This is a genomic window from Sphingopyxis sp. UBA6723, assembly GCF_002454115.1.
In the GTDB taxonomy this organism is placed as follows: Bacteria; Pseudomonadota; Alphaproteobacteria; order Sphingomonadales; family Sphingomonadaceae; genus Sphingopyxis.
The window spans coordinates 380827-402049 of sequence record NZ_DKIH01000010.1 but is presented as its reverse complement, the minus strand read 5'-3'; the positions used below and the strand labels follow the sequence as shown (position 1 = coordinate 402049).

Below are 21223 nucleotides of genomic sequence, written 5' to 3'. Positions count from 1 at the left end.
CCCTCATGTCCCGCATTTTCATCGACCGGCCGATCTTTGCCTGGGTGCTGGCGATCGTCGTCATGCTCGCGGGCTTTGGCGCGCTGCGCGCGCTGCCGATCGAACAATATCCCGATATCGCCCCCACGCAGGTCAATATCCGCGCCAGCTATCCGGGCGCGTCGGCCGAAACGGTCGAGAACAGTGTCACCCAGATTCTGGAGCAACAGCTGACCGGAATCGACGGGCTGCTCTATTTCAGTTCGAGTTCCAGCTCGCGCGGCCAGGCGAGCATCACAGCCATCTTCGACAAGGGCACCGACCCCGACATCGCGCAGGTCCAGGTGCAGAACAAGATCGAGTCGGCGGTGTCGCGTCTGCCGCAACAGGTGCAGCAACAGGGCGTGCGGGTCAGCAAGTCCAATTCGGACACGCTGTTGATCGTCAGCGTCTATGACAAAACGCGCACCCGCAACAATTATGACGTGTCCGATTATCTGACCACCAATATCCAGGATCCGCTGTCGCGGGTCGAAGGGGTCGGCGACGTCAATATCTTCGGGTCGCCGCGTGCGATGCGGATCTGGCTGAATCCGCAGCGACTCGCCGCGGTATCCTTGATGCCCGGCGACGTCATTTCGGCAATTACCGCCCAGAACAGCGAGGTCGCGGCAGGTGAAGTCGGCGGCCTGCCGTCGCCGCAGGGCCAGTTGCTGACCGCTACGGTGACCGCCCAGTCGCGGCTGCAAACGCCCGAGCAATTCCAGAATATCATCCTCAAGACGCAGCCCGACGGTTCGGCGGTCCGCATTCGCGACGTCGCGCGGGTGGAAATCGGTGCGGAAAGTTACGGCTCGGTCGGCCGACTCAATCGCCAGCCCAGTTCAGGCATGGCCATCTCGCTCTCGCCCGGCGCCGACGCGCTGGCGACGGTCGAGCGCGTCAAGGCCCGAATGACCGAGCTGGCGCAGAACATGCCCGACGGACTGGATTATGCCTATATCAATGACACGACGACCTTTATCAAGCTGTCGGTCAGCGAGGTGCAGAAAGCGCTGTTCGAAGCGATCCTGCTCGTCATCATCGTCATGTTCGTGTTCCTGCAAAGCTGGCGCGCGACGCTGATCCCCGCGATTGCCGTGCCGGTGGTGCTGCTTGGCACTTTTGCGATCTTCTATCTCGCCGGGTTCAGCATCAACACGCTGACCCTGTTCGGACTCGTGCTCGCGATCGGGCTGCTCGTCGACGACGCGATCGTCGTGGTGGAGAATGTCGAGCGCTTGATGGAAGAAAATCCCGGCATGAGCGCGCGCGAGGCGACGATCCAGTCGATGAAGGAGTTGCAGGTCGCGCTGATCGCGATCGGGCTGGTGTTGTCGGCGGTGTTCCTGCCGATGGCGTTCTTTGGCGGTTCGACCGGCGTCATCTATCGCCAGTTCTCGATCACCATTGTCTCGGCGATGGTGCTGTCGGTCTTGGTCGCGCTGATCCTAAGCCCCGCGCTGACGTCAACCCTCCTCAAACCGCGCGACCATGGCACACCGCCGCCGCCGCGTTTTCCGCGCGCCAACGCTGCGATGACCCGCGCCAAGACATGGTTCAACACCAGCTTCGAGCGCACGACCAACCGCTATGTCGGCAGCGTTGAGCGGGTGGTCGACCGCAAATGGCGTTTCCTCGGCCTCTATCTGATCATCCTCGTCCTGCTGGCGTTTATGTTCCTGCGCCTGCCCAGCGGCTTCCTGCCCGGCGAGGATCAGGGCCGGGTCCAGATCCAGTTCCGCCTGCCCGCCGGCGCGACGCAGGAACGCACGCTCGAGGTCCGCGACGCGATCGAGGATCATATGCTCAGCGCCGAAAAGGCGAATATCGAATCGCTGTTCCTCAACGCCGGCGGCGGCGGTGGCGGCGCATCGGGACAGAATACCGGACAGGGTTTCGTCAATCTGGCCCACTGGGACGACCGGCCGGGCAAGGAAAATAGCGCCGACGCGATCGCCGAGCGCACGCGCCAGGCCTTTGCCGGTCTGCGCGACGCGCAGGTGTTTGCACTGGTCCCCGGCGCGGTGCGGGGGCTGGGTGATACGTCGGGCTTTACGATGCAATTCCAGAACCGTAGCGGCATGACGCGCGAAGAATTTGCCGCGGCGCGTGATCGCCTGATCGCCGCCGCCAATGCCAATCCCAAGCTCACCTCGGTGCGGCTGAGCGACCTGCCCGACTTGGCAACGCTGAAAATCGACGTCGATACCCAGCGGCTCACTGCTTACGGGCTGACCAACGCCGATGTGAACAACACATTATCGACCGCGTGGGGCGGCCGCTACGTCAATGATTTCATCGACGAAGGGCGCGTCAAGCGCGTCTATGTCCAGGGCGATGCGCCCTATCGGTCGAAGCCTGAAGACCTCAGCCAATGGTATGTGCGCTCGGCCGATGGCGAGATGTCCCCTTTTTCCGCCTTTTCGCAGATCAGCTGGTCGACCACGCCCAGCACGACCTCGCGCTTTCAAAGCGTTCCTGCCTTCGAAATCTCGGGCCAGCCGACCGCTGGTACCAGCTCGGGCGAAGCGATGGACGAGATTGCGGCGCTCGCGGCGGAAATTCCCGGCACCAGTGTCGCCTGGTCGGGCGCATCGTATCAGGAACGGCTCTCGTCGGGGCAGGCGCCCTTGCTCTATGCCCTATCGCTGCTGGTGGTCTTTCTGTGCCTCGCGGCGCTTTACGAAAGCTGGTCGATCCCGGTTGCCGTGCTGCTGGTCATTCCGCTCGGATTGGTCGGTGCGGTCTTTGCCGTCACGCTGCGCGGACTCGAAAACGACGTCTATCTCCAGATCGGGCTGCTGACGACAATGGGACTGGCGGCCAAAAATGCGATTTTGATGATCGAATTTGCCGAGCAGGAAGAGCGCAAGGGCAAACGTGTCATTGAAGCCGCGATCACCGCGGCACGCATCCGCCTGCGCCCGATTTTGATGACCAGTTTTGCCTTCATCTTCGGCGTGCTGCCGCTGGCACTGGCGTCGGGGGCCGGCGCGAACAGTCGCATCGCGATCGGCACATCGGTGATCGGCGGCATGTTGACCGCAACGCTGCTCGCGATCTTCTTCATTCCGTTATTCTTTGTCCTCGTCCGCCGCGGGGTGCGCGACGGGATCGCGGCGGTTCGCAGGCGCTATGGCAAGGGCAAGACTGACGGCGCCGCCGGGGTTCCGGCATGATCGGCATCCGCGCCCTGCTGCTGGCCAGCACATTCGCGCTCGCGGGCTGTTCGCTGGCGCCCAAGACGGTGCTACCGGACCCGCCGGTGCCGCAAAGCTGGCCGGTCGGCGACGCTTATCTGCTGCAAAGCGAGGCGGCGCTGCCGATCCTGTCGTACCAAAGCGTCTTTACCGACCCGCGGTTGCAGACCCTGACCGAGCAGGCGCTGACCAACAACCGCGACCTGCGCGTCGCTTACGCCAATGTCGCCGCGGCGCGCGCGCAGGCGCGTGTCACCCGCGCCGGACAATTCCCCGAAATCGGGATCAGCGGCGGCGCCGGCTATTCGGATGGCAGCAGCAGCAGCGGAAGCGGAAGCAGCACGGGCGGCGGAGGCGGCAGGGGTGACTTCTCGCTGCGCGGCGGGGTCACCGCGTTCGAGCTCGACCTGTTCGGCAAGCTGGCCAATGCGACGGAGGCCGACCGTAACCGCGCGCTGGCGACCGAGGCCGCGTCGCGCACCGTGCGCCTCGCGCTGATCGCCAATCTGGCCGAAGCCTGGGCGACCTATGGCGCCGACCGCGACCTCTTGAAAATCGCCGAGGACACCGCGGCGAATGCGCGCGAAAGCGTGCGGCTGACCAAAGCGCGGCTCGACGGCGGCGTCGCGCCGCGCACCGACCTGCGCCAGGCCGAACAGATACTCGCGACCGCCGAGGATGCGATCGCGCAGCAAAGGACGGCGCTGGCGCAGGATGAGAATCTGATCCGCCTGCTCGTCGGCGGCGATGTCGATCGTGCGCTGCTTCCCACCGGGCTGGCCGACGTGACGCCTGCGATCGCCTCGCTTCCGGCGGGGGTGAACTCGCAAATCCTGCTCCGCCGTCCCGATGTGATCGAAGCCGAATATGGCCTGCGCGCCGCCAACGCCGACATCGGGGTTGCGCGCGCGCAGCTGTTCCCGTCGATCTCGCTGACCGGGCTGCTCGGCTTTGCCAGCAACGCGCTGTCCAGCCTGTTCGACAGCGGATCGTTCAACTGGTCGGCGGGCGGCGACGTCACCGCGCCGATCTTTGACGCCGGCGGTCGCCGCGCCGGGGTGGCGGTGAGCGAGGCGCAGCGCGACGCCGCGCTGGCGGGCTATGAAGGCGCGATCCAGACGGCGTTTCGCGAGGTCGCCGACGCGCTCGCGGTGCAAGGCACGATCGCCGAACGGGCGCGCGCCGCCGCCGCGAATACCGCCGCCGCCGCCGACACCGCCACGCTCACCGATGCGCGGTACAAGGGCGGCATCGACAACTTCCTCGCCAGCCTCGACGCGCAGCGCAGCCTCTACGCGGCACGGCGCAGCGAAATCGCGACCCAGTTGTTGCTTGTGCAGACCCGCATCGCACTGTTCCGCGCGCTGGGCGGGGACAGCGGCGCGTGGGCGGCGCCTCCCAAATCCTAGCAACCCTCGTCACCCCGGACTCGATCCGGGGTCCATGACGACGACGCTGCATGGATGCCGGATCAAGTCCGGCATGACGAGACTTTGGAAAATCCGACTCTTTCTTGACAATCCCCTTCGCTCGCGCGCTAATAGAACAAATCAGGAACATATATGCGCGAGTCGTCTCAACCTCTCGCCGGGCTGCGCCAGCGCATCGCCCGGCTGGCCGCCACTGGTGGCCCCGAAAGCCGCCCGGCCGAGGGCTGGCTGGCGTCGGGACATGGCGCGTTCGATGCGGCCATCGGCGGCGGGTTGATGGTCGGTCGCACGCATGAGTTTTTTGCCGCCGACGCGCTCGATGGCGCCAGCGCCGCCGCATTCGCGGCGCTGCTCGCGCTGCGCACCCCGGGCCAGGCACCACTGCTGTGGCTGCGCACCGTCGATGCCGGACGCCGCACCGGGCATATCTATGCCCCCGGCATCGCCGAACTCGGCGGCGATCCGGGCCGCTTGCTGCTGATCGAGACCGCCGATCCCAGGATGCTGCTCGCCTGCGCCAATGATGCGGTGCGCTGCGCGGGATCGGCGGCGGTAATCGTCGAAAGCTGGGGCAAATTCCCGCTGCTCGATCTCACCGCGGGCCGCCGCCTGACCCTCGGCGCGCGCGATGCAGGGACGACGCTGCTGATGCTGCGGTTGAATGCCGCGCCGACGCCGAGCGTCGCCGAAACGCGCTGGAGCATCGTCGCCGCACCGTCGCGCGCACTCGAAGCCGACGCCCCCGGCGCCCCCGCCTTCGACCTCGAACTGCTGCGCTGGCGCGGCGGCCCTGCCGGAACGCACTGGCGACTCGATTGGGATAAAGATGAGCAAGCTTTCCGGGACGCGGCGCTATCTGGCGCTGTTCTTCCCCTGGCTGCCCGCCGAACGGTTCACCCGCTTGGCGCCGAAGCCGCCTGATCTCCCGCTCGTCTTTGCCGAGAAGCAGCGCGGCGCGCTGCGCCTCGCCAGCATTGATGCCCGCGCGCAGGCGCTCGGGCTGCGCGTCGGTATGCCGCTCGCCGACGCGCGGGCGCAGGTGCCCGAGCTCGCCATCGTGCCGCACGACCCCGCCCTCGATCACGCCTGGCTCGACCGGCTGGCGCAGGGCTGCGCACGCTATACCCCGCTCGTCGCGCTCGATTCGCCCGACGGGCTAATCCTCGATATCACCGGCTGCGCCCATTTGTTCGAGGGCGAGGCGGGGTTGATCGACGACATCGACCGACGGTTGACCCGGCTCGGCATGACGCTCCGCCACGCGCTTGGCCCCACCGCCGACGCCGCCCGCGCGCTCGCGCGCTACCAGACGCGCCCCGCCCTCGACGAAGCCACCGCGATCCGCCGCCTGCCCGTCGCCGCGCTCGAACTCGAAGCCGAGGCGGCGACCGCGTTAATCCGCGCCGGGCTCAAGACAATCGGCGACCTCGTGGCGCGGCCAATGGCGAACATCGCCGCGCGCTTTGGCGCCGACGCCGCGACCGCGCTCCGCCGCCTGCTCGGCGATGCGCCGAGCCCGCTCGACCCGCGCGTCACGCCACCGCCAGTCGCCACCGAACGCCGTTTCGCCGAACCCGTCGCCAGCATGCCGCACGCCACCCGGATCCTTACCGAACTGGTCGGCGAAGCAATCGGCGAGCTGGCCGAACGCGGCAAGGGCGGCCGCCATTTCCGCGCCACCTTTTTTCGCAGCGACGGTCTGGCGCGCAGCATCGCGGTTGAGACCGGCCATCCCACGCGCGACGCGGGCCTCGTCATGCGCCTGTTCGCCGAACGGATGGATGCGTTGCGCGATCCGCTCGACCCCGGCTTCGGCTTCGACATGATGCGCCTCGCGGTGCCGCGGCTCGAAGCGCTGGCCGCGACGCAGCTCAAGCTGGAAGGCGGAGAGGTGCGCGCCGCGGCGGTGACCGAACTGGTCGACCGGCTGGCGACGCGGATCGGCCGTGGCGGCGTGCGAAAATTCGCCGCTGTCGATACCCACATCCCCGAACAGGCGCAGCTCGCTTTGCCCGCGATCGACGCCCCGCCGCCCACGCCCTGGTCCGTCCCCGAACCCGGCGAACCGCCGCTGCGTCCCTTCTATCTCTTTGACCCGCCGCAAGTGATCGAGGTGATCGCCGAAGTGCCCGACGGCCCGCCACACCGCTTCCGCTGGCGCCGGGCGACCCACGCGATCCGCCGTTATGAGGGGCCGGAACGGATCGCGAGCGAATGGTGGCGGCGCAAGGACAATGCGGGCCTCACCCGCGACTATTACCGCGTCGAGGACGAGCGCGGCCGCCGCTACTGGCTCTTTCGCCACGGGCTGTACGACGAAAAGCCCGATCCGCGCTGGTATATCCACGGACTGTTCGCATGAGTGACGCGCCCACCCCCGAGCCCGTCTTCGCCGAACTGGTCGCCGCGACCAACTACAGCTTCCTGCGCGGCGCCTCGCACCCCGCGGCAATGGTCGCCGAAGCGATTGCGCTGGGCATGCCGGGGATCGGTATCGCCGACCGCAACAGCGTGGCGGGGGTGGTGCGGGCATGGGCGTTCCTGAAAGAGCTCCAAGTGAAGCAGCCTGAAATTGTCGCCAATTTCCGCCTGGTCGTTGGCGCGCGCCTCGCCTTCGCCGACGGCACCCCCGACATCGTCGCCTATCCGACGACGCGCCACGGCTGGGGGCGGCTGACCCGGCTGCTCTCGACCGGCAACCTCCGCGCACAAAAGGGCGACTGCATTCTCCATCTGGAGGATTTGCTGGAGCATTGCGACGACCTGCTGTTGATCGCGATGAACGGCGATGAAGCGCTGCTCCGTACCCTCAAACGCGCGCGACCGAAATCGGTCTGGCTCGCCGCAACGATGCCGCGTGCGGGTGCCGATGCACGAAAGCTCGCCGTACGCGAACGCCTGTCGGCGGCCACCCGCGTCCCGCTGCTCGCCACCAACGACGCGCTCTATGCGAGCATTGCGCAGCGCCCGCTGCACGACATCATCACCTGCATCCGCGAGGGGGTGAATATCCACAAGGCGGGCAAGCTGCTGCGCGCCAATGGCGAACGCCATCTGAAAGCGCCCGCCGAGATGCAGCGGCTGTTTCAGCAGCATCCCCAGGCGATCGAGCAAAGCGCAGCGCTGCTCGCGCGCATCCACTTCCGGCTCGACGACCTGCGCTATGAATATCCGCATGAGCCGGTGCCGGACGGATGGAAACCGTTCAACTATCTGCATCATCTGGTGAAGACAGCAGCAGAGAAACGCTACGGCGCTCCTCTGAAACCCAAGGTTCGCAAGCTGATCGGCAACGAGCTCCGGCTGATCCGCAAGCGCGACTATGTCTATTATTTCCTCACCGTTTACGACCTCGTCCGCTTTGCGCGCGCGCAGAAGCCGCCGATCCTCTGTCAAGGCCGGGGGTCCGCCGCCAATTCGATCGTCTGTTTCCTGCTCGGCGTCACCTCGGTCGACCCGGTCGAGCATAAATTGCTATTCTCGCGCTTTGTCTCCGCAGAACGCGATGAGCCGCCCGACATCGATGTCGATTTTGAGCATGAGCGGCGTGAGGAGGTCATTCAATATATCTATGATCGCTATGGCCGCGACCGCGCCGCGATTGCCGCTACCGTCATCCATTATCGCCCGCGCAGCACGATCCGCGAGGTCGGCAAGGCGCTGGGCTTCAGCGAGGATGTCACCGCGCGGCTCGCGGACACGAGCTGGGGAAGCTGGGGCGACGAAGTGCCGGTCGAACGGCTGGTCGAGGCCGGACTCGACCCGCACAATGGCGAGATCGAACGGCTGCACCGCTTCGTCGGCGAGTTGCTGAAAGCGCCGCGGCACCTGTCGCAGCATGTCGGCGGCTTTGTACTGACGCAGGGGCGGCTCGACGAACTCGTCCCGATCCACAATGCCGCGATGGAGGACCGCACCTTCATCGAATGGGACAAGGACGACATCGACGCGCTCGGGCTGATGAAGGTCGACATCCTCGCGCTCGGCATGCTGACCTGCATCCGCAAATGTTACGAGCTGATGCGCGAGCATGGGCTGGGCGATCACACGCTGGAACTCGACATCGATTCCAAAGATCCGGCGGTTTACGACATGCTGTGCAAGGGCGACAGCATCGGGGTCTTTCAGGTCGAAAGCCGTGCGCAGATCAACATGCTACCGCGCCTTCGCCCGCGAAAGCTCTATGATCTGGTCGTGCAGGTCGCGATCGTCCGGCCCGGACCGATCGAAGGCGACATGGTGCACCCCTATCTGCGACGGCGGAACGGAGAGGAAGAGGTCGAATATCCGTCGCCTGACCCGCCTCATGATCCCAATGAATTGCGCGAAGTTCTGGGCCATACCTTCGGCGTGCCGCTGTTTCAGGAACAGGCGATGAATCTGGCGATCACCGCCGCCGAATTTACCCCGGACGAAGCCAACGGCCTGCGTCGCGCCATGGCGACCTTTCGCAATGTCGGGACGATCGACAATTTCCGCGAGAAGATGGTCGGCGGCATGGTCGCGCGCGGATATAAACAGGACTTTGCCGAACGGTGCTTCAAGCAGATCGAGGGGTTTGGCAGCTATGGCTTCCCCGAAAGCCATGCGCAGTCGTTCGCGCGGCTCGTCTATGTTTCGTCGTGGATCAAGCATTATCACCCCGCGGTGTTTACCTGCGGGCTGCTCAACTCGCAGCCGATGGGTTTTTATGCTCCTGCGCAGCTTGTCCGTGATGCCCAGGACCATGGGGTCGAGGTGCGCGCGGTCGATGTGAACGCCAGCGATTGGGACAATAAACTCGAACCGCGCGCCGACGGCAGCCTCGCGCTTCGCCTCGGCTTTCGGCAGGTCGATGGGTTTCGCGAGGTGTGGGCGGCGCAGATCGTTGCGGCGCGGGCCACGCCCTTCACAACCGTGGAGGAACTCGCCCGCCGTGCGGACCTGCCCTCGCGCGCGCTGCGCCTTCTGGCCGAGGCCGATGCCTGCCGGTCGATGGGGCTCGACCGCCGTCCCGCGCTGTGGGACGCGCGCCGCGTCCGGCAGGGCGTCCTGCCGCTGTTCGGCGCCGCCGAAGCCGACGAACTGGGCGCCGAAGCTGACGCGCAGCTGCCCCCGACCCCGCTCGTCGAAAATGTGCTGACCGATTACCAGACGACGCGGCTGTCGCTGAAAGGGCATCCGATGGCGTTTCTGCGCGGCGACTTCGCGCGGGAGGGGGTGCTGAGCGCGGCGCAGGTGATAGCGGCAAAGAACGGGTCGATCGTCCGCACCGCGGGCGTCGTGCTGATCCGCCAGCGCCCGGGCAAGGGCAATGCGATCTTTATCACGCTTGAGGATGAAGGCGGGGTCGTCAACATCCTGCTGTGGGCCCGGCATTTCGAGCGCTATCGCCGCGCCGTCATGGCGTCGCGGCTGATGCTGGCCGAGGGCGAAGTGCAGCGGAGCAAGGAGGGTGTGATCCACCTGATGGCGACGCGGATTGTCGATCGAACGGCGATGCTCGACAGCTTGGGCGACGGGCGCGAAGTGCGGCCCGAGCTGTGCCGCGCCGACGAGGTCGCGCATCCGCAGCTGCCGCGGGGTTATGCGGCAAAACACGGTCATCCGCGCGACGTTCGCATCCTGCCCAAGTCGCGGGATTTTCATTGATGGCGTTTGTTTTCCGGCTGACGCCGGAAGCGGCACCGGCCCGCTCCCCCACCCAACCTCCCATAGGATATCCCTGTCGGGAGGTTGGGTGGGGGAGCGGGCTGGTGCCGCGCCTCCGCAAAAAGTTGATGCCCCGGCTGTGGGGGCCGGGGCATCGGATCAGGCTATCTAAGGGACCAACCGAATATAGCCTGAAAGTCGTTCGCGGGGATTAGCCGCGGAGCAGGTTCATCACGCCCTGCTGGCTCTGGTTCGCCTGGGCGAGCATCGCGGTCGATGCCTGCGACAGGATCGAAGCGGCAGCCAGCTTGGTCGATTCCGCCGAGAAGTCGGCGTCTTCGATGCGCGATTTCGATGCCGACAGATTCGTGACGGTCGACGTCAAATTATCGACAGCCGATTCAAGACGGTTCTGCTGAGCACCCAGGTTGGCGCGCTGCGTCGCCACCGTCTGGATCGCCGTGTCGAGCAGGCCGAGCGCCGTGCCGGCGCCAGCCGCGGTCGAAAGATCGACCGCACCGACCGCAAGACCGGTGGCGGTCAGGTCGCCGATTGCGATGTTGACCGTCTGGCCCGAAGCGGTGCCGGTCTGGATGTCGATGCTGGCGCCGCCCGACAGCAGGTTGGTGCCGTTGAAGGTCGTGCGGGTGGCGATATCGCCGATCTGCGACAGCAGCGCGGTGACTTCGGTCTGGATCGCGGTGCGGTCGGTCGCGCTGTTGGTGCCGTTGGCCGACTGGACAGCCAGTTCACGCATACGAACGAGGATGTTCGAAATGCCGCCCATCGCGCCTTCGGCGGTCTGTGCCAGCGAAATGCCGTCGTTGGCGTTACGAACGGCCTGCGTCAGGCCGCGGACGCTGGCGTCCATGCGGGTGGCGATGGCGAGGCCGGCGGCGTCGTCCTTGGCGCTGTTGATGCGCTTGCCGCTCGACAGGCGTTCCATCGCCTGCGACTGGGCGCGTTCGGCAACACGCGAGTTGTTCTGGGCGCGAAGCGCGCTCACATTGGTGTTGATGACAGTCATTGTTGTTCCTTTCCGGCCTCGATGGCCATTCCCGTGATGTGAGGGCTCGAGGAGCGGTCACGGAAAGCAGTAACGGCGGGCGGCGGCGGCGCTTAAGGGCGCGCCGTCAAAAAAATGCCGAAGCTTGTCCACGGCGGCTGGCCTGACAATTCAAGCCATTGAAATTCATCGAATAAATCTTTTGGCATGGCCTTTGCATTGTTCTTTGCGTGCGGCGCACCGCTGCGCACAGGACGGATGGAAAGCAATGAGCACGATTGACCCGAGCCGGCTGCTGCAGATGCGCAGTTCGATCCTCAATCAGAATCAGGCGCTGCAACGCGCCGCCGGTCGCGGCGGCATTGGTGGCACCGAGGGCGGCGTCGACGGCGCTGGCGGAACCCCCGATTTCGGCGCCGCGATCAACAACGCGCTGCAACAGGTCAACGCCCAGCAGTCCAAGGCGAGCGAAATCACCGAAGCCTATGAGCGCGGCGACACCCACGACATCGTCAGCGTCATGATCGAGCGGCAGAAAGCCTCGCTCGGTTTCGAAACCACGTTGCAGGTGCGCAACAAGCTGCTGTCCGCGTATCGCGACATCATGAACATGCCGGTTTAAGCCATGGCCGACACCCAGATCCTCACCCCCGTTGACGACGGCCACACCAACCGCCTGCCCGCCCCCGCGTTCGGCGGTCGTCTCGCGCCGCTGACCGGTTTCGTCCGCCAGCCCGCGGTGCAGCGCGCGCTGCCCGCGATCGCCATGACGTCGGCGATCGGCATCGCCGCGCTCGCCTATTTCACGATGAACGCCGCGCCGCAGGCGCAGCTGTTCGCCGGACTCGACGACATGGACAAATCGGCCGTCGCCGAGGCGCTCCAGACGCAGGGTATCGCGCACAGCATCGACGCGAGCACCGGCGCGCTGACCGTCGATGCCGACAAATTGCATCAGGCGCGCATCGCGCTCGCCGGACAAGGCCTGCCCAAGGCGGCGCCGAGCGGCGACAGCCTGATCGCGGCGCTCCCCATGGGGTCGAGCCGCGCGATCGAAGGCGAAGCGCTGCGCTCGGCGCGCGAAGCCGACCTGTCGCGCACGATCGAAACAATCGACGCCGTCAAAAGCGCGCGCGTCCATGTCGCCGCCGCAGAACCCAGCCTGTTCGTGCGCGACGACAAGCCCTCCACCGCATCGGTGATGCTGACGCTGCAGAACGGCCGTTCGCTCAGCGACGGTCAGGTGCAGGCGATCCGTTTCCTCGTCGCCTCGTCGGTACCCGGCATGAACGCCGATCAGGTGTCGGTGATCGACCAGCGCGGCGCGCTGCTATCCGACACCGCGTCGGGCAGCGACATGAAGGCGTTTCAGTTGCAGGTGCAGGTCGAAGATCGTTTCCGCCGCGCGCTCGACACCCTACTCGGCCCGATGCTCGGCGCTGGCAATTACAGCGTCGAGGTCCACGCCGACGTCGACATGTCCGAAAGCCAGGCGACGCGCGAGAGCTTTCCCGAAAACGACCGCGCGATGACCAGCGAACAGGTCACCCGTACCGTCAGCGGCTCTGGCACTCCGCCTGCAGTCGGCATCCCCGGTGCGCTGTCGAACCAGCCGCCGCAGGCGACGACGGTCACCGCGAACGCACCGACCCCGACCCCGACCGCTGCCCCGACCCCCGGCACCGAGAGCAACGAAAATGCCGCGCGCGCCTTTGAAGTCGGCCGCGAGATTTCGGTGACGCATTCGCCGCAGGGCAAGCTGCGCCGCGTCTCGGTCGCGGTCGCGCTCAACCAGGGCAAGAAGGCGCTGACGCAGGCCGACATGACCAAGATCGACAGCCTGGTCAAAGGCGCGATCGGGTTCGACGCGACGCGCGGCGATCAGGTCGCGATCAGCCAGCGTCCGTTCGTGCAGGTCGAAGCCGCGGAACCCGCCTTTTACGATCAGGCTTGGTTCCTGCCGCTGGTCAAGCAGGTTGGGGCGATCCTGGCCGCGCTGCTCGCCTTCCTGTTCATCGGTCGTCCGCTGATCCGCGCTGCAAAGGCACGCGCCGCCGAACGCGCCGAACGCAATGCCGCGCTGGAGGAAAGCTTGCTCGCCGCGACCGACGGACGCCCTGCGCTCGCCGGCCCCGCCGCGGGCCGCGAAATCACCCTCGAAATGATCGAACAGGCGCCAAGCTATGAAACGCGCGCCAATCTGGTCCGTGCGTTCGTCCGTCAGGATTCGGCGCGCGCCGCGCTCGTCGTCCGCCAGCTGATGCAGGAGGGCGCCCGTGCCTGACGCTGCCGAAACGATGGACGCACCGACCAAACCCGCCATCGAAGGATCGGCCGCGGCCGCGATCCTGCTGATGCTGCTCGACGAAAATGAAGCCGCGACGATCCTGAAGCATCTCGCCCCCGACGAAGTGCGCCAGCTGGCCAAGGCGATGTTCGACACCGCCAATGCCAGCGAGCAGCAGATCGGGCAGGCGCTCGACCGCTTCGTCGTGCGCAGCCGCGACGTCAGCGCGCTCGCCATCGGCGCCGACGTCCGCATCCGCACCGTGATGAACCAAGCGGTGGGCAATGTCCGCGCCGACAATATCCTGGCCGCGGTCGCGCCGCAGCGCAGCGCCGCCTCGCTCGAAATCCTCCGCTGGATGGACGTCGAGGCGATCAGCGGTCTACTCGCGCAGGAGCATCCGCAGGTCGGCGCGCTGATCCTGTCCGTGCTCGTCCCCGACGTCGCCGCGCGCGCGATCGAAACGCTCGACGAAATTTTGCAGGCCGATCTGGTCCTGCGCGCCGCGATGCTGACATCGGTCCCCGCCGCGGCGATCGAAGATCTGGAATCGGTGCTCGCGAGCGCCAATGTCGATGGCCAGCGCGTCGCCAAACAGGCCATCGGTGGCCCGAGCGATGTCGCCAAGATCATGAAGAAGATGCCGAAATCCCTGAGCGAGCGCACGATCCGCGCCCTCAAGAAAACCGACAAGGCACTGGCCCAGGCGATCGAAGAAGAGATGTTCATCTTCGAAAACCTCCGCGACCTCGACAAGAAAAGTCTCAGCGCGGTGCTGCGCTCGGTCGATGCGGCGCAGCTCGCCGTCGCGCTCAAGGGCGCCGACGAAGAGATGGTCGATCTGTGCCTCGCCACCATGTCACAGCGCGCGGCGGAAACGATCCGCGACGAAATGGCCGAAATGACGATGGTCAAGCGTGCCGACGTCGACGATGCGCAAAAGAGCGTGATGACGATCGTCCGCCAGATGACGGCGTCGGGCGAAATCATGATCGCGGGCGGGGGTGACGATTATGTCTGATCGCACCGCCGAAACCGGCTTTGCCCCGGTTACCCTCGCCGAAGCGATGGCACGCAGCAGCGGCTTTCGCCCGCTGGCCTTTGGCGGCGGCGCACGCGCGCCGCAGACCGCGGACGGCAGCAGCACCGAACTCGACCTCGACGACCCCTTTGCCCGCGGGCTGGCCGAAGGACAGCGCGTCGCCGAGGCCGCCTATGTCGCCGAACGCCACCAATTGCTCGCGCTGCTCGCCAATGCCGAAGCGTTGCAGGATGAGCCGAGCGAAGAACTCGCGCAGCTGATCGCGCGCACCGTCGAACGGCTGGTCCATCAGATCGTCGCCGACGCCCCGATCGACGCCGCCTGGCTTCAGGCGCAGGCGTCAACCGCCGCGGCGCTGGTCGCCGACGCCGACAAGGCGCGCACCCTGTGGGTTCATCCCGACGATGCCGCGCTGCTGAGCGATTGCCCGTTGCCGCTGGCGCTCGCCAGCGACCCGGGGATGATGCGCGGTACCGTGCGCATCGAAACATCGACCGGCTGGATCGAACATGGCCGCGCCGTCTATCTCGACGAACTGTGCGTGGCGCTGGGCGAAGGGGCGTCCGCATGACGCGCCGCCTGGCCCTCTCCGCGCAGCAGCTGCTCGACCCCATCGACCTGACCCATGCCAGCCCGCGCCGCATCGGCACGCTCGTGTCGCACGAGGGCATCATGCTCGAAGTGTCGGGGTTCCCGCAGCCGCTGGGCAGTAATGTCCGCATCAAGTCGGCGAACAATGATTATGTCTATGGCGAGGTTGTCGGCTTTCGCGGCCAGAGCAGCCTTGTCCTCCCCTTCGACACCAATATGCCGCTCGTCACCGGCGCGCCGGTGGAACCGCATGGCGCCAGCAGCATGGTCGCGTGCGGTAAGGCGCTGCTCGGCCGCATCATCGATGCGCAGGGCAATCCGCTCGACGGGCGTCCGCCGGTCAAATCGCAATTCCAGTGGCCGCTCGCCGGGCGCAAGGTCAATCCGCTGCGCCGCGGCCGCGTCACCCGCCCGCTCAACATGGGGGTGCGCGCGATCAACGCGCTGCTCACCGTCGGCGAAGGCCAGCGCGTCGCGATCATCGCGGGTTCGGGCGTCGGTAAATCGGTGCTGATGGGACAGATGATCGCCGGGACCGAATGCGACGTCATCGTCGTCGGCCTGATCGGCGAACGCAGCCGCGAGGTCAGCGACTTTGTCGAAACCAAATTGCCCCCCGAAGTCCGCAAGAAAGCGGTCGTCGTCGCGGTTCCCGCCGACCATCCGCCGCTGCTGCGCCTGCGCGCCGCGATGCGCGCGACCGCGATCGCCGAGGCATTTCGCGCCGACGGCAAGAAGGTGCTGCTGCTGATCGACAGCCTGACCCGCGTCGCGCATGCGCAGCGCGAGATCGGGCTGACATTGGGCGAGCCGCCGACGATGAAGGGTTATCCGCCGTCGGTGTTCGCGCTGATCCCTTCGCTGTGCGAGCGCGCCGGGATCGACCGCGAAACCGGCGGATCGATCACCGCGCTCTATACCGTGCTCGCCGATGGCGGCGACATCGACGACCCCGTCGTCGACAGCGCCCGGGCGATTGTCGACGGCCATATCATCCTGTCGCGCCAGCTCGCCGAACAGGGCGTCTATCCGGCGATCGACGTCGCCCGGTCGCTGTCGCGCACGATGGTCGATTCGGTCGATCCCGAACATGCCGCCGCCGCCGCGCGCTTTCGCCAGCTGTGGTCCGCCTATGAAGAGAACCGCGATCTGATGCTGATGGGCGCTTATGTCGCCGGCGGCGATCCGGTGCTCGACACCGCCATCGCCTGCCACGCCGACCAGCTCGCGTTCGTGACCCAGCCCGCCAAGGCGCAGGTCGATTACGATATTTCCCGCCAGACCCTGATTGAAGGATATTCCGCATGACCGCCCGTACCGCACGCCGCAAACGTATCATCCGCGTGCGCACCGTCGAACATCAGATGGCCGAGGCCAACCTGGCGCGGGCCAATGGCGAACTCGCCAGCCTGGTCGAACTCGCCCGCCGCCTTGAAACGCTGCGCATCGATCTGGCGATGGCCAAGGGTGCGGTCGCCGGCGGCGCGCTCAACACGATCGGCGAGCTCGCGATGCGGCTCGACCTCGCACAGGAAAATCTGACCGCGCCGCTGGTCAACGCCAGCGCGCGGCGTGATCAGGCCGGGGTGCTGGCGCAAAGCGCGATGGCCAAGGAAGAATCGGCCGTCCGCCTGTACGAACGCAGCCGCAAATCGGCCGAAGCCGAGGCCGAACGCCGCCGTGACGCCAACCGTCCGCACCGCGCGCGCGGCGGCATGCGCCTGCGCCTGATCGAAGGCGGCGCGGCATGATGGGCGCCTCCCTCCCCAATCCGCAGGCGTCGACGCCCGCGGGCTTTGCGGCGTTCCTCAGCACGATCGGCCAGACGCCGACGGGTGGCGGCGACGACGGTGGTTTCGAGCAGCTGCTCGCCGCTATTCCGACGGTCGATGTCGCTGCGCCGAAAGCGGCGGCGGTGACGCCGGGTGCAGTCGTGACGCCGACAGCGGTCGTGACGTCGGCTCCCGCTGTTCCCGCTACGGGCGACGTGGTCGCCGCGGATGTTGCTATCGAAGCACCGGTTGCAAACACGAAGGCCGCTGCGCCCAAAACTGACCCCGACACGGTCGCTGCGTCGGCGGCAAAATTGCTGATCGAATTGAACGGCAGCGCCGCCAAGCCCGAAACCAAATCGCTCAAAGCGGTCGAACCCGAGGTCAAGGCCGACGGAACGCCAGCAGCCGAAAATGGCACCGGCACCGCCAAGCCCGCAGAAACGGTCGCGGCGCCCGAAGCGCCCGCCGTGGCAGCAACCCCGGCCCCCGCAGCTGCGCTACCGATCGCTGCATCGCCTGTCGCAGCGGCAGTGGTTGCTGCGGTTGTTGGCAAGCCCGTCAAGGCTGGCGACACCACCAAGCCTACCAGCGACGCGGCGCCGACCGCCGAGGTCGCAGCGCCCGCTTCGACCGCCGACAAACCGCGCAGCGCCGAAGCAAAGCCCGCTCCGGCAGAAATTGAAACGGCGGTTGCTGCGCCCGCCGCGGCCAAGCCGCGCGCCACGTCGATGCTGAGCCCTGTTTTCACCGGAACCGAAGCAGTCGTGGCCAAGCCCGCCGACGCGGCGCCGTCGATGACGATCCAGTTCGCCCAGCCGATGACGACGGGCGCCGCGATGCTGACCAGCACCGCCGCCCCGGTCAACTTTGCCGAACGCGTGCTCGACCTCACCAGCGACGGCGCGTGGATCGACCAGTTGGCGCACGACATCGCCGCGACCAAATCGGACAGCGGCGACATCAGCTTTCGCCTGATGCCGCGCCACCTCGGCCGTCTCGACGTCGCGATGGTGATGGGCGACGAAGGCGTAGCGCTGAAACTCGACACCCAGCATGAAGCCACCGCAACGATCGTCACCGCCGCGCAGGGCCGCCTGGTCGAAGACCTGCGCCAGCAGGGCGTGCGCGTCTCCGCCAGCGAAGTCACCTGCACCCCCGGCGACACCGGCCGCCAGATGCAGGGCCAGGCGCAGGGTCAAGGCCGCGGCGCCGTGCAGGACGTCAGCCATCTGATCGAAACCGTGACCGAGCGCGTGAAGGCGCGCGATCGCGAAGAGGCCGCCGACCGCCGCGGCCGCTTCGCCTGACCAAAAGGGATATGACGATGACCAAGGATAAAACCGATGCCGCGCCCAAGCCCAAGGGCAAGCTCAAGAAGCTGCTGTTCATCGGCGTCGGCGCGCTCGTCCTGATCGGCGCGGGCGCCGGTGCAGGCATCTATTTCGGCGCCCTGTCGGCGCATGAGGCCAAGCCCGAGGATCATTATCCCAAGCTGGTCGTGCGCAGCAGCGGCGAAGAAGAAGCGCCCGCCGCCGAAGGCGAAGGCAAGGAAGCGCCGCCCAAGGTCGGCACCGTGTCGGTGCCCAACGACAAGTTCAGGGTCGACCCGCGCAAATATGAAGTCACTTACTTCCAGATCCCCGACGCCTTCACCACCAACCTCGCCGACGGGTCGGGTTTCTTGCAGGCAGGTATCAGCCTTTCGACCTTTTATGACGGCAAGGTTATCAATAATATCAAACGCCAGGCGGTGCCGATCCGCTCGGTCGTGCTTATGGTCCTGTCCGAACAGGATCCGGCGCTGCTCTCGACATCGCAGGGGAAACAACGGCTGCAGCGGCAATTGACCGCGGCGATCAACGATGTGCTGCGCGAGAAAGAAGGTTTTGGTGGTGTCGACAATGTCTATTTCACGAGCCTGGTGATCCAGTGAGCGTTCGCGAAAAATCCGTCAAAGCCGTGAAGCCGCCGGCCGCCCCGACCACTGAGGCGGTTGACGCCAAGGCGTCGTTGCTGCTGCGCAAGGCGGCGGACAGCTATGCCTTTCCGGCGCTCGACAGCGTCGCGGTGCAGTTCGGCCGCAGCCTGCGCGACCTGATCCGCGCGCTCGGCGTGCCGTCGATCCAGGTCGAGCGCGGCGATGCCGAAACGATCAGCTTTGCCGACTGGACCGCGGCGACCGCGCCCGCGATCTTCTGGCGCTATCATGCGCCGCCGCTCAAGGGGCCGGTGCTGCTCGCGGCGCCGCGGCCGTTGCTGCTCCAGCTTGTCGATATTTTCTATGGCGGCAAGGGCGGGCTGGCTGCTGAGCGCGAAGAGCTGACCGACGCCGAAGACCGCTTTGCGGCGCGGCTCGGGCGCGACATGGGGCTGCAACTCGCCGCCGCATGGGGCGACAAGCTGACGCTGGAACCCGAGCTCGACTGCGTCACCTGCGACCCCGCCAAGCTCGCCGCGGTGCGCGCCGACGACGAATTGTTCGTCCAGCGTTTCATCCTGCGCGGGGCGCCGTTCGAGGGGCGGACGATCGCCTGCGCCTATCCGCTCGCCGCGCTGCGCGGCATCGCAGGCGCCGAGCCGGTCGCCGAAATGCCCGGCGCCGCCAATCCCGTGTGGGCGGGCGCGCTGAACAAGGCGCTGCGCGACGTGCGACTGCCCGTCCGTTCGGTGCTGGCGCGCCCCGAAATCAGCCTGATCAAACTGCTCGCGCTCGAGGTGGGCGACATCATTCCGCTCGGCATGCCGCGCCATGTGCCGGTGACCGTCGCGGGCCGCAGCTTTGCGGTCGGCAGCATCGGCGAAGCCAATGGCAACGCCGCCATCATGATCGAACATATCGAAAAAGGACCGAACCATGACTGACCTGAGCGACGCGCCGACGGCGCCCCGCGCCGACCGCCGCGACAACAAGAATATCGCCGCGGCGCCCAATTTCGACCTGCTCGCGGGCGTCTCGCTGCGCGTATCGGTCGAGGTCGGATCGACCTCGATGACGCTCGCCGAGCTGCTCGCGATCGACGAAGGCAGCGTGATCGAACTCGACCGCGCCGCCACCGACCTGCTCGACATTTATGCCAATGGCACATTGATCGCGAAGGGCGAGATCGTCAGCGTCGATGGCCGTTACGGCATCCAGGTCGCCGAAGTCGTCGCCCCGGCGCGCGGCCTCGAAGGCTTCGAGCGGAGAGCCTGATGTTCGAATATATCCTCCGCCTGCTCATCCTGCTGCCGCTGATCGGCGGCATGGCGTGGGGCAGCCTGTGGCTGTGGAAGCGCGTCCAGATGGGCGTGCCGCTCGTCGGCGGCGGTACCAAGACACGCGCGGTCGAAATGGTCGACGTGCTGCCGCTGGGTCCCGGATCGAAGCTCGCGGTGGTCGAATTTGCCGGACAGCGGATACTGGTCGCGGTCTCGCGCAACGGGATCACGCGGATTGCCGACGATAGCCAGGGCGACTTCCATGCAGATTGATCGCAAGACCGGGGTGCGCGCCGCGGCGCTGATCGGCGGCGTCGCGCTGCTGATCGCCGCGCCCGCCGCCTATGCCCAGACCGCCGACGGGCTCAGCCGCGCGGTGAACGACATTGGTGGGGACGGCCGTCCGCTATCGTTGTCGCTGCAAATCCTGGTCCTGATGAGCCTGCTGACGGTGCTGCCGTCGCTGCTGCTGATGATGACCAGTTTCACCCGCATCATCATCGTGCTGTCGATCCTGCGCCACGCGCTCGGCCTGCAACAGACCCCACCAAACCAGGTGCTCGTCGGGCTCAGCCTGTTCCTGTCGCTGTTCGTGATGCAGCCGGTGATCAGCGAAGTGAACCGCGTCGCGATCGAACCCTATGGTCAGGAACAGATCGACATCGGTGAAGCGGTGTCGCGTTCGGGGGTCGCGCTCCATGGCTTCATGATGTCGCAGACGCGCAAGTCGGACCTGATGATGTTCGCCAAGATCGCCAAGGCGCCGACCTATGCCAGCCCGAAGGACGTGCCCTTTTCGATCCTGCTCCCCGCCTTTGTCACCAGCGAACTCAAGACCGCGTTCCAGATCGGCTTTCTGATCTTTTTGCCCTTCCTCGTCATCGACCTGATTGTCGCCTCGGCGCTGATGTCGCTCGGCATGATGATGTTGTCGCCGACGATCATCTCGATGCCGTTCAAGCTGCTGCTCTTCGTCCTCGTCGATGGTTGGGCGCTGACGATGGGTTCGCTCGCCGCCTCGTTCGGAACGTAGGGGCGCGGC

18 protein-coding genes are annotated in these 21223 nt (G+C 66.5%); 17 read left to right on the top strand and 1 reads right to left on the bottom strand.

Translation table 11 applies throughout. The features are described 5' to 3' along the window. Positions 1-5: 5 nt before the first annotated feature. From B4F07_RS10565 to B4F07_RS10545, 5 genes are all read left to right on the top strand, one after another. Positions 6-3200, top strand: coding sequence for an efflux RND transporter permease subunit (locus B4F07_RS10565; protein ID WP_293701088.1), 3195 nt, complete (start codon positions 6-8; stop codon positions 3198-3200). Continuing rightward, entirely contained in the window at positions 3197-4630 is a 1434-nt protein-coding gene (locus B4F07_RS10560) for an efflux transporter outer membrane subunit (RefSeq protein ID WP_293701089.1), read from the top strand. The genes B4F07_RS10565 and B4F07_RS10560 overlap by 4 nt, the downstream gene beginning before the upstream one ends. 153 nt (positions 4631-4783) lie before the next feature. Continuing rightward, entirely contained in the window at positions 4784-5572 is a 789-nt protein-coding gene (locus B4F07_RS10555; RefSeq protein WP_293701090.1) for an ImuA family protein, read from the top strand. Then, on the top strand, positions 5478-7013 hold the full coding sequence (locus tag B4F07_RS10550) for a Y-family DNA polymerase (RefSeq protein ID WP_293701091.1): 1536 nt from the start codon (positions 5478-5480) through the stop codon (positions 7011-7013). The genes B4F07_RS10555 and B4F07_RS10550 overlap by 95 nt, the downstream gene beginning before the upstream one ends. Beyond that, complete coding sequence (locus B4F07_RS10545) at positions 7010-10282, top strand: error-prone DNA polymerase (protein ID WP_293701092.1); 3273 nt, start codon at positions 7010-7012, stop codon at positions 10280-10282. Before B4F07_RS10550 ends, B4F07_RS10545 begins: the two co-directional genes overlap by 4 nt. Positions 10283-10493: 211 nt before the next feature. Here B4F07_RS10545 and B4F07_RS10540 read toward each other — a convergent pair whose 3' ends face one another. Continuing rightward, entirely contained in the window at positions 10494-11309 is an 816-nt protein-coding gene (locus B4F07_RS10540) for a flagellin (protein ID WP_293701093.1), read from the bottom strand. Between the two features lie 247 nt (positions 11310-11556). On the opposite strand from B4F07_RS10540, the gene fliE reads away from it, so the two are divergent. From fliE to fliP, 12 genes are read left to right on the top strand one after another with little or no spacing between them, the layout of a single operon-like run. Beyond that, the gene (gene fliE, locus B4F07_RS10535) at positions 11557-11910 is read left to right on the top strand and encodes a flagellar hook-basal body complex protein FliE (protein WP_137751368.1); all 354 of its coding nucleotides are present in this window, start codon (positions 11557-11559) and stop codon (positions 11908-11910) included. 3 nt (positions 11911-11913) lie between these two features. Further along, positions 11914-13572: a flagellar basal-body MS-ring/collar protein FliF gene (gene fliF, locus B4F07_RS10530; protein WP_293701094.1), complete on the top strand. Its 1659-nt coding sequence runs from the start codon at positions 11914-11916 to the stop codon at positions 13570-13572. Next, positions 13565-14596, top strand: a complete 1032-nt coding sequence (fliG, locus tag B4F07_RS10525; protein ID WP_293701095.1) for a flagellar motor switch protein FliG — start codon at positions 13565-13567, stop codon at positions 14594-14596. Before fliF ends, fliG begins: the two co-directional genes overlap by 8 nt. Further along, a complete protein-coding gene (locus B4F07_RS10520) occupies positions 14589-15188 on the top strand; it encodes a FliH/SctL family protein (RefSeq protein ID WP_293701096.1) in 600 nt (199 codons plus the stop codon). Before fliG ends, B4F07_RS10520 begins: the two co-directional genes overlap by 8 nt. Continuing rightward, entirely contained in the window at positions 15185-16516 is a 1332-nt protein-coding gene (locus B4F07_RS10515; protein WP_293701097.1) for a FliI/YscN family ATPase, read from the top strand. The genes B4F07_RS10520 and B4F07_RS10515 overlap by 4 nt, the downstream gene beginning before the upstream one ends. Further along, entirely contained in the window at positions 16513-16959 is a 447-nt protein-coding gene (locus tag B4F07_RS10510) for a hypothetical protein (RefSeq protein WP_293701098.1), read from the top strand. The genes B4F07_RS10515 and B4F07_RS10510 overlap by 4 nt, the downstream gene beginning before the upstream one ends. After that, positions 16956-18290: a flagellar hook-length control protein FliK gene (locus B4F07_RS10505; protein WP_293701099.1), complete on the top strand. Its 1335-nt coding sequence runs from the start codon at positions 16956-16958 to the stop codon at positions 18288-18290. Before B4F07_RS10510 ends, B4F07_RS10505 begins: the two co-directional genes overlap by 4 nt. A gap of 17 nt (positions 18291-18307) precedes the next feature. Continuing rightward, a complete protein-coding gene (locus tag B4F07_RS10500) occupies positions 18308-18916 on the top strand; it encodes a flagellar basal body-associated FliL family protein (protein WP_293701100.1) in 609 nt (202 codons plus the stop codon). Positions 18917-18942: 26 nt separating this feature from the next. Then, positions 18943-19845, top strand: coding sequence for a FliM/FliN family flagellar motor switch protein (locus tag B4F07_RS10495; RefSeq protein WP_293701101.1), 903 nt, complete (start codon positions 18943-18945; stop codon positions 19843-19845). Further along, the gene (gene fliN / locus B4F07_RS10490) at positions 19838-20176 is read left to right on the top strand and encodes a flagellar motor switch protein FliN (RefSeq protein ID WP_137751377.1); all 339 of its coding nucleotides are present in this window, start codon (positions 19838-19840) and stop codon (positions 20174-20176) included. The genes B4F07_RS10495 and fliN overlap by 8 nt, the downstream gene beginning before the upstream one ends. Further along, on the top strand, positions 20176-20454 hold the full coding sequence (locus B4F07_RS10485; protein WP_293701102.1) for a flagellar biosynthetic protein FliO: 279 nt from the start codon (positions 20176-20178) through the stop codon (positions 20452-20454). The genes fliN and B4F07_RS10485 overlap by 1 nt, the downstream gene beginning before the upstream one ends. Further along, positions 20444-21214: a flagellar type III secretion system pore protein FliP gene (gene fliP / locus B4F07_RS10480; RefSeq protein WP_293701103.1), complete on the top strand. Its 771-nt coding sequence runs from the start codon at positions 20444-20446 to the stop codon at positions 21212-21214. The genes B4F07_RS10485 and fliP overlap by 11 nt, the downstream gene beginning before the upstream one ends. The last annotated feature ends 9 nt before the right edge of the window (positions 21215-21223 follow it).

Excerpts from the sequence above, each read along its gene's own strand:
- B4F07_RS10545 (WP_293701092.1), top strand. The coding sequence starts at position 7,010 with ATGAGTGACGCGCCCACCCCCGAGCCCGTCTTCGCCGAACTGGTCGCC.
- B4F07_RS10540 (WP_293701093.1), bottom strand. The coding sequence starts at position 11,309 with ATGACTGTCATCAACACCAATGTGAGCGCGCTTCGCGCCCAGAACAAC.
- fliP (WP_293701103.1), top strand. The coding sequence starts at position 20,444 with ATGCAGATTGATCGCAAGACCGGGGTGCGCGCCGCGGCGCTGATCGGC.
- B4F07_RS10555 (WP_293701090.1), top strand. The coding sequence starts at position 4,784 with ATGCGCGAGTCGTCTCAACCTCTCGCCGGGCTGCGCCAGCGCATCGCC.
- B4F07_RS10560 (WP_293701089.1), top strand. The coding sequence starts at position 3,197 with ATGATCGGCATCCGCGCCCTGCTGCTGGCCAGCACATTCGCGCTCGCG.
- B4F07_RS10500 (WP_293701100.1), top strand. The coding sequence starts at position 18,308 with ATGACCAAGGATAAAACCGATGCCGCGCCCAAGCCCAAGGGCAAGCTC.
- B4F07_RS10510 (WP_293701098.1), top strand. The coding sequence starts at position 16,513 with ATGACCGCCCGTACCGCACGCCGCAAACGTATCATCCGCGTGCGCACC.
- B4F07_RS10565 (WP_293701088.1), top strand. The coding sequence starts at position 6 with ATGTCCCGCATTTTCATCGACCGGCCGATCTTTGCCTGGGTGCTGGCG.
- B4F07_RS10515 (WP_293701097.1), top strand. The coding sequence starts at position 15,185 with ATGACGCGCCGCCTGGCCCTCTCCGCGCAGCAGCTGCTCGACCCCATC.
- fliF (WP_293701094.1), top strand. The coding sequence starts at position 11,914 with ATGGCCGACACCCAGATCCTCACCCCCGTTGACGACGGCCACACCAAC.
- B4F07_RS10505 (WP_293701099.1), top strand. The coding sequence starts at position 16,956 with ATGATGGGCGCCTCCCTCCCCAATCCGCAGGCGTCGACGCCCGCGGGC.
- fliE (WP_137751368.1), top strand. The coding sequence starts at position 11,557 with ATGAGCACGATTGACCCGAGCCGGCTGCTGCAGATGCGCAGTTCGATC.
- B4F07_RS10520 (WP_293701096.1), top strand. The coding sequence starts at position 14,589 with ATGTCTGATCGCACCGCCGAAACCGGCTTTGCCCCGGTTACCCTCGCC.
- B4F07_RS10550 (WP_293701091.1), top strand. The coding sequence starts at position 5,478 with ATGAGCAAGCTTTCCGGGACGCGGCGCTATCTGGCGCTGTTCTTCCCC.
- fliN (WP_137751377.1), top strand. The coding sequence starts at position 19,838 with ATGACTGACCTGAGCGACGCGCCGACGGCGCCCCGCGCCGACCGCCGC.
- B4F07_RS10485 (WP_293701102.1), top strand. The coding sequence starts at position 20,176 with ATGTTCGAATATATCCTCCGCCTGCTCATCCTGCTGCCGCTGATCGGC.